The sequence below is a fragment of the Phreatobacter sp. genome (assembly GCF_052440005.1).
In the GTDB taxonomy this organism is placed as follows: Bacteria; Pseudomonadota; Alphaproteobacteria; order Rhizobiales; family Phreatobacteraceae; genus Phreatobacter.
The window spans coordinates 1-13440 of the sequence record NZ_JBQVQL010000001.1 but is presented as its reverse complement, the minus strand read 5'-3'; the positions used below and the strand labels follow the sequence as shown (position 1 = coordinate 13440).

The window sequence follows — 13440 nt, the reverse complement described above, 5'->3', positions numbered from 1 at the left end:
GCCGAGGACTTGCCATGACCTTCGACGTCGACCTCTTCGTGATCGGTGGCGGTTCGGGCGGCGTGCGTGCCGCGCGCATTGCCGCGACCCATGGGGCCAAGGTGATGCTGGCCGAGGAATACCGGATGGGCGGCACCTGCGTCATCCGCGGCTGCGTGCCGAAGAAGCTGATGGTCTACGCCTCGCAGTATCACGAGCATTTCGAGGACGCCGCCGGCTTCGGCTGGACGGTGGGCCCGGCCACCTTTGACTGGCCGACCTTCATCGCCGCCAAGGACAAGGAAATCGGTCGGCTCGAGGGCATCTACGGTGCCAACCTCGTCAAGGCGGGCGTCGAGATCGTCGCCCAGCGTGCCACCGTCGCCGGACCCAACGCTGTCCGCCTCGCTGACGGCCGAACCGTCACCGCCCGCACCATCCTGGTGGCGACCGGCGGGCGTCCCTCCACGGACGACACCCTGCCCGGCCGCGAGCTCGCCATCTCCTCCAACGAGGTCTTCCACCTGCCCGAGCAGCCGAAGCGGATCGTCATCGCCGGCGGCGGCTACATCGCCGTGGAGTTCGCCGGCGTCTTCGCCGGGCTCGGCTCGGAGGTCACCCTCGTCTATCGCGGCGGCAAGATCCTGCGCGGCTTCGACGAGGACGTGCGCGACCACCTGACGGCCGAGTACCAGAAGAAGGGCATCCGCCTCGTCATGGGCGAGGTCTTCACCGGCCTGACGAAGACCGCCGGCGGCATCGAGGTCTCGTTCAAGAACGGCCATGCGCCGATCGAGGCCGACCAGGTGCTGATGGCGATCGGCCGCAAGGCCAACACCGCGGGCCTCGGGCTCGCGGAGGCCGGCGTCGCGCTCGGCGCCGACGGCGAGGTCATCGTCGATGCGGAGAGCCGCACCTCCGTGCCCTCGATCTATGCGGTGGGCGACGTCACCGACCAGGTGAACCTGACGCCGGTGGCGATCCGCGAGGGCCACGCCTTCGCCGACACGGTGTTCGGCGGCAAGCGCTGGACGGCCGACCACGCCATCATCCCGACTGCCGTCTTCTCCGAGCCGGAGATCGGCACGGTCGGCCTGTCGGAGGAGCAGGCGCGGCTGTCGGGCTGCGCCCTCGACATCTACAAGGCGACCTTCCGGCCGATGAAGCACACGCTCTCCGGCCGCGACACGCGCATGCTGATGAAGCTCGTGGTCGACGGCGAGACCGACAAGGTCCTCGGCGTCCACATCTGCGGACCGGACGCGGGCGAGATGATCCAGCTCGCCGGAATCGCGGTGAAGATGGGCGCCACCAAGGCCGATTTCGACGCGACCATGGCCGTCCACCCGACGGCGGCCGAGGAGCTCGTCACCATGCGCACGCCGAGCGCGCGCTATCCGAAGGGTGCCGCGGCGGCCTAGCCGCAATCGCCGATGAGGCGCTGGGCGACCCAGCCGATCTTGCCGGAACGGAATTCCGGCTGTCCCGGCGTGAAGAGCTCGCCGTTCGGCCAGTAGATGACCTGCGTCCACGGGCCGGAGCGGATCACCTCGCCCTGGTTGCGGGCGCGCAGGTGGACGCTATGTCCGGTCTTCATGCGGGCGATCATCCGCGCGTCGGCCGAGGGGCCGGCCCGCAGCGCCGCGAAGCCGTCCGAGGTCGGCAGCACCTCGCAGACCGCATTGATGGCAAGGGCCGGGCTGGCGGCCGCCATCAGCGCGCAGACGGCGGCGGCGAAGGCGGTGCGGCGGGCATGCGATGCAAAGCGCGTCATGGTCGTTCTCCGGCAGGCGATGAGCGCTTCTAGACCTGCCGGTCTTCAGCTGCGTTTCGGCAGCGGCGCGCCTCCGTTTCAAATGTACCGGGATCGCTTCAGCGCGGCGTGATGGTCAGCGTGCCGATGGCGCCCTTCTCGATGTCGCTGCGCCGCGTGCGCATGGGCAGAAACTCCACCGCGGCCCAGCGCTCCGCGAGGTTGCGGTAGAGCCGCGAGGTCGGCAGGCCCGACTGTCCCGTGGAATGCATGAACAGCGAGCGCTCCGGATCGGCCATGTCGTAGATCGCCCGGAGCGAGGCGGAGTGGCGCGAGACGAAGGGTTCGGCCTCGTTGCGGATCGTGTGGCGGTTGACGTTCACCGTGTAGGTGTCGCCGGGGACCGGCACCCGCACGTCGAACAGCGCGGCGAGCGCCGGCACCCGCGAGAACGGTCGATGCTCGGAGCGCGCGTCGTGCGCGGTGCCCCAGCGCCAGGCGCGCCAGTCCGCACCATGGCGCCGCTCGAGATCGGCAAGCGCGAGGTCGAGCGCCCGCGACACCAGCGCCGGGCAGGTCGAGGGCTCGCCTGCCGCCTCCGTGCCGCGGCACCAGGCCCCCTGTCCGTTCTTGTCCGCCAGCACGGCCATCATGAACTGCTGCCGCTGGTCCCACAGGACGGGGAAGAGGTTCGGCCCGAGTTCGTCGGCATAGACGAGGCGGGTCAGCTCGCGCAGCCAGGCGGTGACGACCAGCGGCTCGGCCCGCTCCACCGCCATGGTGCCGTCGAAGCCGGCGAGCGCCGCCACGACCTTGCGCACCCGCTGCGGCGTCTGCCGCCGGCGCTCTTCCTCGCCGCGCGGATGGGCGGCGAGGAGCAGCGGCAGGATCTCGCGCACCGCCGCCGAGCGGTGGTCCGCCTGCATCTGCCGGAAGCTCGCCGGCGAATGCCGCTCGCGCGCGCCGAGCAGTTCCGCGATGCGGTCGGCACGGTGCGGCGTCGCCCATTCCGACGTGATGTGGTGGGGATAGCCGTCCGGCGTGATCTTCTCGTTGGCGGTGATGCGGAAACCGCGGGCGGGGTTGAACTCCTGCGGGAGTTCCTCGAAGGGAATGAACCCCGCCCAATCGTAACGTGCGTCCCATCCCGGCGCCGGGAACAGGCCCTTCAGGTCGTTCTCCGCCTTGCGCACCGGCACGCGCCCGGCGGCGACGAAGCCGATGTTTCCGTCGACGTCGGCATAGACCATGTTCTGCTGGGGCGCGTCGTACTGGCGCGCCGCGGCGAGGAATTCCGGCCAGTCGCGGGCCTTGTTGAGCCGGGCGAAGGCCTGGACGGTGAGGTTGTCAGGGCTGAGCGCCGTCCATTGCAGGGCGAGGGCATGGCCCTGTGGCGCACCGACGGTGGCCCCGCGGGACGCTCCGTCCGAGATCACCGGACCGTGGCGCGAGATGCGGACGGTCAGCACCTCGTCCGGCGCGCCCCGCACGGCGATGACCTCGCGCGCGGTGTCGAAGCGGGCCCAGCCCTCCGGCGTCTGGTAGCGCAGCGGATCGGCCGGATCGACGCGCTCGATGAAGAGGTCCTGCACGTCCGGACCGGTATTGGTGAAGCCCCAGGCGATCCGGTCGTTGCGGCCGAGGACGACGCTCGGCACGGCCGGCATGGTGGCGCCGATGACGGTGCCGGCCGGGGACGTCAGCCGCGCGAAATACCACAGAGCCGGTGCCGACAGGCCGAGATGCGGATCGTTGGCGAGCAGCGGCTTCCCCGTCTCGGAGCGCGCGCCCGACACCACCCAGTTGTTGGACCCCACGCCCTCGATGCCGAGCTCGAAGGGCCGGATCAGCGCGGCGGCGCGGCGGGTCTCGCCGCCGAGCGAGCGGTAGAGCGCGCCGTAGTCCGGCAGGTCCGGATGGGCCTCGCCGGGATAGGGCGGCAGGAACTCGCCGATCTGCCGCATGGAGAGGCCACGCTGGGCGAGCTGCAGGCGGGTGAGTTCGGCATTGAGGTTGCCGCCGAGATCGAGCGCCATGATCAGCGACCAGCCGATGGAATCGACCGGCGACCAGGGCTCGGGGGCGGGCGCGCGCAGCATCTGGAACTCCGGCGGCAGCGGCCCGCTACGCGTCGTCAGATAGGCGTTGACGCCGCGCGCATAGGCGGCGAGCGAGACCCGTGTCTCGGCATCGAGATTGGCGAAAATCGCCTCGGCCGAGCGCCGGATGCCGATGGTGCGCAGAAAACGGTCGGTCTCCAGCCCCGGCGGCCCGACGATCTCGGCGAGCCGGCCGTTGGCGATCCGCCGGTTCATCTCCATCTGCCACAGCCGGTCCTGCGCATGGACGAAGCCGAGCGCGGCGGTCGCGTCCTGCTCGCTGGCGGCGAAGATGTGCGGCACGCCCTCGGAGTCGCGGACGATCTCAACCGGCTTCTCGAAGCCGGGCAGCGTGATGGCGCCGGAGACCTGCGGCTCGACTGCCCGGGTGTACCAGAGGCCCACTCCGAGCACGGCGGCCACGACGAGCATGACGGCGGCGGTGAACCATTTGACGATGCGGCGGACGATGCGCATGGGACGGACCCGATTGACGGCGGCGGAGTTGATCACCGGCGCCGCGGCGGGGCAAGCTGCCGGACCGGCGGAGCGGGCATCCCCCGCGCGACGACAGGGCGAGGAGACCATCATGGCCGACAAGGACGACGAGGCAGCCGTCGCGCGGACGGCGCGGCGAATTTTCGAGCTGCAGAATCCGGGAAAGCCCTGGCCGGGCGACGCGGAAGCCTCAAAGGCCGGCTCGGACCGCTCGGTCGCCGAGAAGCCGGCGGGGACGAAGAAAGCCTGAGGGCCCGGGCCCTCAGCGCCCCCGCCGCATGGTCAGCGTCACCCAGCCCTCGATCGTCTCGCGCATGACCAGTCTGAGGCCGCGGTCGCGATAGGCGGAGACGACGAGATTGGCGTGGGGCGGGATGATGCCCGACAGCACGACCGTGCCGCCGGGGGCGACGAGGCGGACGAGGTCCGTCGCCAGCCCGACCAGCGGCCGCGGCAGGATGTTGGCAAGGATGAGATCGTAGGGCGCGCCGCGACGAAACCGGGCGTCCTTGAGGCCTGCCGCGTGGATCACCTGCACATAGCCACGCGCCTTGTTGAGCACGGCGTTCTCGTGCGCCGCGACCACCGACACGCGGTCGATGTCGGAGGCGAGGACCGGCACGCGGTGGCGCAGACCGGCGGCGATGGCCAGCACGCCCGTGCCGGTGCCGACATCCAGCGGCCGGAAGGCGCGGCCGGCCTTGGCGAGCCGGTCGATGGCGCGCAGACAGCCGAGGGTGGTGCCGTGATGGCCGGTGCCGAAGGCCAGCGCAGCCTCGATCTCGATGGGGATGGCGTTGGGCGCGACCTTGTCGCGGTCATGCGAGCCGAAAACGGTGAAGCGACCGGCCTGGACGGGCTTCAGCCCGTCGAGAGAGGTGCGGACCCAGTCGCGGGACTCGATGGCGTGGAAGGTGACGCAGGCCGCCACCGCATCGCCGGCGGTGGCGCGCACGAGAGAGCGCACGTGCTCCTCGTCGGGGGCGTCGCGAAAGAACACCTCAACGAGCCAGATCTGGCCGTCGGGCGCCTCGAAGGCGGCAACAGCTGTCTCGGCCGGATCGAACATCTCGCCGATGAGGTCACCCACCTTCCGAGCCGCACGCTCAGAGGTTTCGAGGCGCATGAGATGGGTCGGTGACACGGGGTGCAGTCCTTCGAGCATGGGGCGTGATACCTGCCCGCCGGGCCAATGTCATCAACCTCACAGAATGCAACAATTGATACGACACATCTTCCGTTACGTAATCTTTGAGCTAAACTTCCTGCACAAATTGTATGCAACTCAAAAAGCGCAGTGGTATCAATATGTTGCCGGCGGTATGACGTAGCGTCAATTTACGCATTGCTAACTTCGATAGCCGACCTTCCGTGCCAGGAGACCTATCGATGACCGCTCTCGCAACGGCTGCCGGCACGGCGCCTTCCCTCGACACGATCCTCGCCGCCACGCGTGACGTGAAGGGCACGACCAGTGCCAGGATCGACGAGATCCACAAGATCACCGGCGGGCTGCGGATGCTCGCCCTCAATGCCCTGATCGAGTCGGCGCGGGCCGGCGAGAACGGCCGCGGCTTCTCGGTTGTGGCTGCCGAGGTGCGCGAGATCTCCACGCGGGTCGGCGCCATCGCCCAGCAGTTTTCCGCGGAGCTTTCCCGGCAGATGGACGGCCTCGAGAGTATGACGCTGGCCATGAGCAGCCAGGCCGCGGGGCAGCGCCTCGTCGACCTCGCCCTCAACGCCATCGAGCTCATGGACCGCAATCTCTACGAGCGCACCTGCGACGTGCGCTGGTGGGCGACCGACTCGGCCGTGGTGGAGGCTCTGACGGAGCCTTCCGCCGAGCGGGCGTCCTATGCCTCGCGCCGCCTCGGGGTGATCCTCGGCGCCTACACCGTCTATCTCGACATCTGGCTGTGCGACCGCGAGGGCCGGGTCGTGGCGAACGGCAGGCCGGAGCGGTTCGCCGTCGCAGGCCAATCGGCCCGCAACGAGCCCTGGTTCGCCAAATCCATGGGGCTCGCCACGGGTGACGACTATGCCGTGGCGGACGTGACGCGGTCTCCCCTGTTGCATGACGCCGAGGTTGCCACCTATGCCACGGCGGTCCGCGCCGGCGGCGCCACCCACGGCATGCCGCTGGGCGTCCTCGCCATCCATTTCGACTGGGAGCCCCAGGCCCGCGCCATCGTCCAGGGCGTCCGCCTCTCGGAGGAAGAGGCGGGCCGCAGCCGCGTCATGCTCGTCGATGCCCGCAAGCGCGTGATAGCGAGTTCAGACGGGCGCGGCGTGCTCAGCGAGACCATCCGCTTCGACACGGGGGGCCAGAAGGCCGGTTTCAGCGTCGATGGCGGCGGCACCACCACCGCCTTCCACCTGACGCCGGGCTACGAGACCTATGCCGGCCTCGGCTGGTACGGCGTCATCGAGCAGAAGGCGCGCTAGGTCTCACGCCGCCTGGACGAAACTGTCCACTACCTTCTTCTCGCCGGCCTTGTCGAACTGCACCGTGAGCTTGTTGCCCTCGGCCGACACCACGTCGCCATAGCCGAACTTCAGGTGGAACACCCGGTCGCCGGGCTGGTAGCGCGAGGGCTCGCCCGTCGACTTCGCGACGAGTTCGCCATCGATGGTGCGCCCGCTCCCCGAGCGGTCGGTGAGCCGGCCCTGGAAGCCGCCGCGCCCCTCCGCGTAGGTCGAACCGAAGGCCTGGCTGCCGGTGCGACCCGTGAAGCGCGCCTGCGCATCGTTGAGCGACTTCTGCGCCTGCGCCCGCTGCCAGCCGGGGGTTGAATAGGTGGAGGAGAAGCTCTCGACCTTGTCGAAGCGGCTCTGGCCGAAGCCGCCGCGGCCCATGCCGCCGTAGCCGGAGGTCCCCAGCCCCTCGGAGATTTCCACGTGGTCCGGCGGCAGGTCGTTGACGAACCGGCTCGGCACCGTCGACTGCCACAGGCCGTGAATGCGCCTGTTGCCGGCGAAATAGATCTTCGCGCGCCGCCGCGCCCGGGTGATGCCGACATAGGCGAGGCGCCGCTCCTCCTCGAGGCCGGCGCGGCCGTTCTCGTCGAGGGAGCGCTGGTGGGGAAACAGTCCCTCCTCCCAGCCGGGCAGGAACACCGTCTCGAATTCCAGCCCCTTGGCCGAATGCAGGGTCATGATCGAGACGGCATCCTCCGTCTCGCCCTCGCCCCGCGCCTCGGTGACGAGCGCGATGTGCTCGAGGAAGCCGGCGAGGTTCTCGAACTCCTCCATCGAGCGCACCAGCTCCTTGAGGTTCTCGAGGCGCCCGGCGCCCTCCGCCGTCTTGTCCTTCTGCCACATCTCCGTATAGCCGCTCTCGTCCAGCACGAGCTGGGCGAGTTCTGCATGCGGCATGGCCTCGATCTGGCCGGCCCAGCGGTCGAAATTGTCGATGAGGTCCTTCAGCGCCCGCCGCGCCTTCGGCTTCATCTCCTCCGTCTCGGTGAGCACGCGGGCCGCCTGCATCAGCGGCACACCTTGCGCGCGCGCGTGATCGTGGAGCTGCTGCAGCGTCGCATCGCCGAGGCCGCGCTTCGGCGTGTTGACGATGCGCTCGAAGGCGAGGTCGTCCGAGGCCTGCGCGACGCAGCGCAGGTAGGCGAGCGCATCGCGGATCTCGAGCCGCTCGTAGAAGCGAGGCCCGCCGATCACCCGGTAGGGCAGGCCGATGGTGATGAAGCGGTCCTCGAACTCGCGCATCTGGAACGAGGCGCGCACGAGGATAGCCGCCTCGTTCAGGAGGTGGCCCTGGCGCTGCAGCTGCTCCAGCTCCTCGCCGATGGAGCGCGCCTCCTCCTCCGAGTCCCAGACCGAGGTCAGCGTCGGCTTCGCCCCGTCCTCGCCGTCGGTGAACAGCGTCTTGCCGAGGCGCCCCTCGTTATGGGCGATGAGATGGGCGGCGGCGGCGAGGATATGCCCCGTCGAGCGGTAGTTACGCTCGAGGCGGATGACGGTCGCGCCGGGAAAGTCCTTGTCGAAGCGCAGGATGTTGTCGACCTCCGCGCCGCGCCAGCCATAGATCGACTGGTCGTCGTCGCCGACGCAGCAGATGTTCTGAGGCCGTCCTTCCTGCCGCTGGGCGAGGAGGCGGAGCCAGAGATACTGGGCGACGTTCGTGTCCTGGTACTCGTCGACGAGGATGAACTTGAACTTGCGCTGGTACTCCGCGAGCACGCCCGCATTCTCGCGGAACAGGCGGATGACCTCCAGCAGCAGGTCCCCGAAATCGACCGCGTTCAGCACCTTCAGCCGCGCCTGGTAGTCGGCGTAGAGCTTGAGGCCGAGCCCGTTGGCATAGGCGGCGGCCTCCCCGGCCGGCACCTTGTCGGGGGTCAGCGCGCGGTTCTTCCAGCCGTCGATGGCGGAGGCGAGGACGCGGGCCGGCCAGCGCTTCTCGTCGATGTCCTCCGCCTGGATCAGCTGCTTCAGCAGGCGGATCTGGTCGTCGGTGTCCAGGATGGTGAAGCCGGGCTTCAGGCCGGCGAGTTCGGCATGACGGCGCAGGATCTTGACGCCGGTCGCGTGGAAGGTGCCGAGCCAGGGCATGCCCTCCACCGCCTCGCCGACGAGATGGGCGATGCGCTCCTTCATCTCGCGCGCCGCCTTGTTGGTGAAGGTCACCGCGAGGATTTCGGAGGGGAAGGCCCGGCGCTGGTTGAGGATATGGGCGATGCGGGTGGTCAGCACCCGCGTCTTGCCGGTTCCGGCCCCGGCGAGCACCAGCACCGGCCCGTCGAGCGTTTCGACGGCGGCCTGCTGTTCGGGGTTGAGGCCGGCGAGATAGCCGGCCGCCGCCTGGTTGCCGCGCGCGGCCATGGCCCTCTCGGCGAGACTGGGCTGGCGCGGGGCGGAGGGGTCGGTCATGGGCCTCGGATGTTCCGATTCGGTTCCCGCCCAAAATGGGGGTTCGCGCCGACAAAGCCAACCCGAGGAGGACAGGCGTGCGCCAGGTCGCGGGATATGCTTCCCGGCGCGACCAAAAGCAAAAGAGCCGGCGTTTCCGCCGGCCCCTACAGAGCTCTCAAAGTCGACCCGCTCAGCGCAGGACGACGACCCGCGTACCCACCCGCACCCGGCTGTAGAGGTCCGTCACGTCGTCGTTGGTCAGGCGGAAGCAGCCCGAGGACACGGCGGTGCCGATCGTGTGCGGCTCGTTGGAGCCGTGGATACGGTAGAGCGAGGAGCCGAGATAGAGGGCGCGGGCGCCGAGAGGATTGTCGGGGCCGCCGGCCATGAAGCGCGGCAGGTCGGGACGGCGACGCAGCATCTGGGCCGGCGGGCGCCAATCCGGCCACTCTGCCTTGCGGGTGATCGTCTGGTTGCCGCCCCAGGAGAAGCCCGGGCGGCCGACGCCGACGCCGTAGCGGATCGCGGTGCCGCCGGCCTGGACGAGATACAGGCGGCGCTCCTGCGTGTTGATGACGATGGTGCCCGGCGCATAGCGGCCGGTGAAGGCGACGGTTTCGCGCGGAATGGCGGAGACGCCGGCGCCCGGGCGCGGCCCGCCGTCGGTGCGCGGCGCGATGCGCATGGGGGCGTTGGTGGCCGGATCGAAAATGATCTGGTCGCCGTGGCCGAAATTGACCGTCTGGGCAGTAGCGGCGGCGCCCGAGAGGGCCAGCGCGACCGCTGTGGCGAGGATGGACAGGAAGCGCCGCATGAAATGCACCTTGGCGAGATGGAATGGACGTAGCGGGTGACCGCGGGCCGGCTGCTCAAACCGTCGGCACTTGGGCGCAACGATAGAGCGTCATCGGGCCGCGCCACGCAATGGCAGCGGCCGACGCGGTGCAACAGAAAGTCACGTTTCGGCCGCATGTGTGACCGCGGCGCAACGGTATCATGATCCCAAGAGATTGAGTCCGCTCACCTTTCCGCGGCCCATTGCTCACGGCAAAGTGAAACGTGCCGATGCCGGCCAGATCTCCCGCCCCGCCTCTCGCAATTGCGCGCGCGAGACTTCATATAGGCGCGATGTCCATGATCCCTGATATCACCGGCGGTGCAGACGACATCGTCGTGCCCTTCCAGGTCGACGAGATCGATCTGCGCGGCCGCGTCATCCGCCTCGGCCGCTCGGTGTCGACCATGATCGACCGCCACGGCTATCCCGCGCCCGTCGCCCGCGTTCTGGCGGAGGCGACCGCGCTCACCCTGCTGCTCGGCTCAGGCCTGAAGTTCGACGGCCGGCTGATCCTGCAGACCCAGTCCGACGGGCCCGTCCGCATGGTGGTCGTCGACGTCGCGACGCCGGACCGCGTGCGGGCGCTCGCCCGCTATGACGCCGAGGCGGTGGAGGCGGCGATCGCCGCCGGACGGGCCGAGCCCGCGGCCCTGCTCGGGACGGGCCAGCTCGTCATGACCATCGACCAGGGCGGCGACATGCAGCGCTACCAGGGCATCGTCTCCCTTGACGGGCAAGGCCTCGAACAGGCGGCCGACCAGTACTTCCGCCAGTCCGAGCAGATCGACACCCGCGTGCGCCTCGCTGCGGCGGAGGAATATGTGGCGGGAGACGACGGCATGCGTCACGCCTGGCGGGCCGGCGGCCTGATGGTCCAGCACCTGCCGCAGGCCGGCGGCGAAGGCCACCGCGACCTCTCTCCCGGCGACGCCCCGGAGGGCACCATCCTCCCCGAGCCGCACGAGGCCTGGGCCGAGGCGCGCGCCCTCACGGACACCATCGAGGACGACGAACTGGTCGACCGCACGCTGTCGCCGGAGCGGCTGCTGTTCCGCCTCTTCCACGAGCGAGGCGTGCGCGTCTTCGAGGCCCAGGACGTGAAGGAGCACTGCACCTGCTCGCGCGAGCGCATCTCCGGCATCGTCTCGAGCTTCACGTCGGAGGAGCGGCGGGACATGGTCGAGGACGGCGCCATCACGGTCACCTGCGAGTACTGCTCGACCAGCTATCGCTTCGCGCCGGCGGAGTTCGACCCGGCCGCGTAGGCCTCAGCGCTCGCCGGAGAACCGCCGGAACGTCCCGACCCCGTCGGCGATGATGGTGCCCTTGTCGTCCTCGACACGGATCGACACGAAGGCGACGCTGCGGCCGCCGCCCGTCCGGGTGGCGGTGACCGTCAGCACGCCGTCCCGCGCCGTGCCGAGATAGTTGACCGTCAGAGACAGGGTCACGCCGCGGCCGTCGACGGCCTCCGGGTCCTTCGGCGGGCCGCCGAGCGCGGCATAGCCGCCGGCCGAATCCATCAGGGTCGCGACGAGCCCGCCGTGGAGTCCGCCGCCGCGGTTCATGAACTCCTCGCGCACCGGGCAGGTCATCACCGCCCGCCCGTCGGTCCATTCCACCACCTCCCAGCCGATCAGGCGGTGAAAGGCACTGTGGCGGTCGGAGGGCCGTACCGTGACCGGCTGGTCCAGTTCGCTCATCCGCCGTCTCCTTCGACAATCCCTGCGAGGGCGCCCTTGTCGCCTCAAAGACCGGACCGTGACAAGGCGTCGGCGGGCATTCCGGCGTCCCTCGATCGGCTGATCTCAGGGGGCGCGGCCGCGGCTCTCCACCTCGCGGCCATAGGCTTCAACGACCGCGAGCAGGGCCGGCGAGGTCCCTTCCCGGCTCCAGCGCAGGCACTGGCGGCGCAACGCGGCGGCGACCTCGCGCGGGCTGTGCCGCCCGGTGGCGAGGGCGGCTTCCGAAAGGACGACGATCCGCTCCAGCGCCTGCGGCGGCCTCTCCGGTCGCTCGGCAGCGGCCGAGGGGTCCCCGGTGCCGTGCGGGGTCTTCTCCCAATGGAAGGGCCGGCGCCAGAGATCGACGACCGCCTTCAGTGCCGCAAGGCCCATGAAGAGCCAGACGAAGGGCAGCAGAGGCAGCCAGGGCAGAAGGCCCGGCCGGCCCGCCCGCACGAGCCCCGTGGCCTTGTAGGCGAGGCTGCCGGCATAGCCGAGGGCGAACACCGCCGCCCCGAGGCCGAGCCACGACGGGGGCCCGCCGACCAGCCAGGCGACGAGGAACGCGACGAGGCAGGTCAGGTGCACCAGGGCGGAGCCGAGCGACCCCGCGAGCGTCGCCACCAGCACCAGGATGACGGGCCAGCCGAGTTCGGCCGCGAGGCGTCGCGGGCTGTGGAGGAGAACGGCGAGGGTCTGCATCCAGCCCTTGAACCAGCGGCTGCGCTGGCGAAGCCACGGGCCGGGCTTCGCCGGCGCCTCCTCGCCCGTGGGGGTGGAGATGGTGCCGACGCGCCAGCCGTTGCGGGCAAGGCGGAACCCGAGATCGGCGTCCTCGGTGACGTTGTAGGGGTCCCAGCCGAGGCTCTCCTCCAGAGCCTCGCGGCGGAAATGGTTCGACGTTCCGCCGAGCGGGATCGGCCAGCCGAACCGCGCCATGGCCGGCAGCAGCACGCCGAACAGTGCGTCGTACTCTGCGGCGAAGAAGCGCGTGAGGAGGCTCGCCCTCGCGTTGACGATGGTCAGGGGCGCCTGGAGGCAGCCGAGGCGGCCATCGGCCGCGGCGAAGGTCTCGGCCGCCTCGCGCAACTGGCCGCGAGCGGGCCTGTCCTCGGCGTCGTAGACGACGACGAGATCGCCCGTCGCGAAGGGCAGCGCCATCATCAGCGCCTTCGGCTTGGTGCGCGGGCCGAGCCTCGGCACAACGATGACCTCCACCGCCGGGTCGGGCGGCGCGCGGCGCACTGCGGCCAGGGTCTGGGGATCGTCCGCCTCCAGCACCAGTTTGATGTCGAGACGGGCGCGGGGATAGTCGAGGGCGGCCAGTGCCGCGAGCAGGCCCGCCGCCGCAGCCTCCTCGCGGTAGAGGGCGCAGAGGACCGTGTAGCGCGGCAGCTCTGCCTTGCTGAGCGGGACCCGCGGCAGGCGGCGTGGCCTGACAAGCGCCGCGCTGACGCGGATGAGCACCCAGGCCGCGACCAGAAGCCCTACGCCGCCACCGGCCAGCAGCGCCAGCCAGGACGGGCCGAGAGCGAGCGCCCCGAACAGGAGCAGCAGAACCGTCGTCACGAGGATCGCCGTCCGGCGCATGCGGTCCCGGTCGGCGGCGGACCGCTCCGGCGCCCGCGTCGCCAGGAGCGAGGTCGCCTCCTTGGCCCAGGCGTCCCGCGCCCAGTGCCGCAC

At 70.2% G+C, this 13440-nt stretch carries 11 protein-coding genes; 4 read left to right on the top strand and 7 right to left on the bottom strand.

The features are described 5' to 3' along the window. The first annotated feature begins 14 nt into the window (after positions 1-14). Positions 15-1400, top strand: a complete 1386-nt coding sequence (gor, locus tag ACT6XY_RS00055; RefSeq protein WP_444746305.1) for a glutathione-disulfide reductase — start codon at positions 15-17, stop codon at positions 1398-1400. Here the strand turns inward: gor and ACT6XY_RS00050 are convergent. Together ACT6XY_RS00050 and ACT6XY_RS00045 are read right to left on the bottom strand one after the other, a co-directional pair. Next, positions 1397-1753 carry a hypothetical protein gene (locus tag ACT6XY_RS00050; protein ID WP_444746304.1) on the bottom strand — a complete coding sequence of 119 codons (357 nt, stop codon included), beginning with the start codon at positions 1751-1753 and terminating at the stop codon, positions 1397-1399. The two genes, gor and ACT6XY_RS00050, sit on opposite strands and share 4 nt — an antisense overlap. Positions 1754-1851: 98 nt before the next feature. Then, positions 1852-4308, bottom strand: a complete 2457-nt coding sequence (locus ACT6XY_RS00045; protein ID WP_444746303.1) for a penicillin acylase family protein — start codon at positions 4306-4308, stop codon at positions 1852-1854. A gap of 112 nt (positions 4309-4420) precedes the next feature. On the opposite strand from ACT6XY_RS00045, the gene ACT6XY_RS00040 reads away from it, so the two are divergent. Then, positions 4421-4579 carry a hypothetical protein gene (locus ACT6XY_RS00040; RefSeq protein ID WP_444746302.1) on the top strand — a complete coding sequence of 53 codons (159 nt, stop codon included), beginning with the start codon at positions 4421-4423 and terminating at the stop codon, positions 4577-4579. 12 nt (positions 4580-4591) lie between these two features. Here the strand turns inward: ACT6XY_RS00040 and ACT6XY_RS00035 are convergent, their stop codons facing one another. Continuing rightward, the gene (locus ACT6XY_RS00035) at positions 4592-5494 is read right to left on the bottom strand and encodes a 50S ribosomal protein L11 methyltransferase (protein WP_444746301.1); all 903 of its coding nucleotides are present in this window, start codon (positions 5492-5494) and stop codon (positions 4592-4594) included. A 224-nt stretch (positions 5495-5718) separates the two neighbouring features. Here ACT6XY_RS00035 and ACT6XY_RS00030 point away from each other — a divergent pair, with 224 nt between their 5' ends. Next, entirely contained in the window at positions 5719-6774 is a 1056-nt protein-coding gene (locus tag ACT6XY_RS00030; RefSeq protein ID WP_444746300.1) for a methyl-accepting chemotaxis protein, read from the top strand. A 3-nt stretch (positions 6775-6777) separates the two neighbouring features. Here ACT6XY_RS00030 and ACT6XY_RS00025 read toward each other — a convergent pair whose 3' ends face one another. Together ACT6XY_RS00025 and ACT6XY_RS00020 are read right to left on the bottom strand one after the other, a co-directional pair. After that, complete coding sequence (locus tag ACT6XY_RS00025) at positions 6778-9213, bottom strand: ATP-dependent helicase (protein WP_444746299.1); 2436 nt, start codon at positions 9211-9213, stop codon at positions 6778-6780. 172 nt (positions 9214-9385) lie between these two features. Further along, positions 9386-10009 carry a L,D-transpeptidase gene (locus ACT6XY_RS00020; protein ID WP_444746298.1) on the bottom strand — a complete coding sequence of 208 codons (624 nt, stop codon included), beginning with the start codon at positions 10007-10009 and terminating at the stop codon, positions 9386-9388. Between the two features lie 320 nt (positions 10010-10329). Between ACT6XY_RS00020 and ACT6XY_RS00015 the strand changes: the two genes are divergently transcribed. Beyond that, entirely contained in the window at positions 10330-11298 is a 969-nt protein-coding gene (locus ACT6XY_RS00015; RefSeq protein ID WP_444746297.1) for an Hsp33 family molecular chaperone, read from the top strand. A gap of 3 nt (positions 11299-11301) precedes the next feature. Here ACT6XY_RS00015 and ACT6XY_RS00010 read toward each other — a convergent pair whose 3' ends face one another. Next, positions 11302-11736 (bottom strand): PaaI family thioesterase, encoded by a 435-nt coding sequence (locus ACT6XY_RS00010; protein WP_444746296.1) that lies wholly within the window; start codon positions 11734-11736, stop codon positions 11302-11304. Between the two features lie 105 nt (positions 11737-11841). Then, the coding region (locus ACT6XY_RS00005) for a glycosyltransferase family 2 protein (protein ID WP_444746295.1) at positions 11842-13440 on the bottom strand (1599 nt) is incomplete at its 5' end.

What these genes read in the sequence shown, in the direction of transcription:
- gor (WP_444746305.1), top strand. Translation starts at nt 15, where the DNA reads ATGACCTTCGACGTCGACCTCTTCGTGATCGGTGGCGGTTCGGGCGGC.
- ACT6XY_RS00050 (WP_444746304.1), bottom strand. Translation starts at nt 1,753, where the DNA reads ATGACGCGCTTTGCATCGCATGCCCGCCGCACCGCCTTCGCCGCCGCC.
- ACT6XY_RS00045 (WP_444746303.1), bottom strand. Translation starts at nt 4,308, where the DNA reads ATGCGCATCGTCCGCCGCATCGTCAAATGGTTCACCGCCGCCGTCATG.
- ACT6XY_RS00040 (WP_444746302.1), top strand. Translation starts at nt 4,421, where the DNA reads ATGGCCGACAAGGACGACGAGGCAGCCGTCGCGCGGACGGCGCGGCGA.
- ACT6XY_RS00035 (WP_444746301.1), bottom strand. Translation starts at nt 5,494, where the DNA reads ATGCTCGAAGGACTGCACCCCGTGTCACCGACCCATCTCATGCGCCTC.
- ACT6XY_RS00030 (WP_444746300.1), top strand. Translation starts at nt 5,719, where the DNA reads ATGACCGCTCTCGCAACGGCTGCCGGCACGGCGCCTTCCCTCGACACG.
- ACT6XY_RS00025 (WP_444746299.1), bottom strand. Translation starts at nt 9,213, where the DNA reads ATGACCGACCCCTCCGCCCCGCGCCAGCCCAGTCTCGCCGAGAGGGCC.
- ACT6XY_RS00020 (WP_444746298.1), bottom strand. Translation starts at nt 10,009, where the DNA reads ATGCGGCGCTTCCTGTCCATCCTCGCCACAGCGGTCGCGCTGGCCCTC.
- ACT6XY_RS00015 (WP_444746297.1), top strand. Translation starts at nt 10,330, where the DNA reads ATGATCCCTGATATCACCGGCGGTGCAGACGACATCGTCGTGCCCTTC.
- ACT6XY_RS00010 (WP_444746296.1), bottom strand. Translation starts at nt 11,736, where the DNA reads ATGAGCGAACTGGACCAGCCGGTCACGGTACGGCCCTCCGACCGCCAC.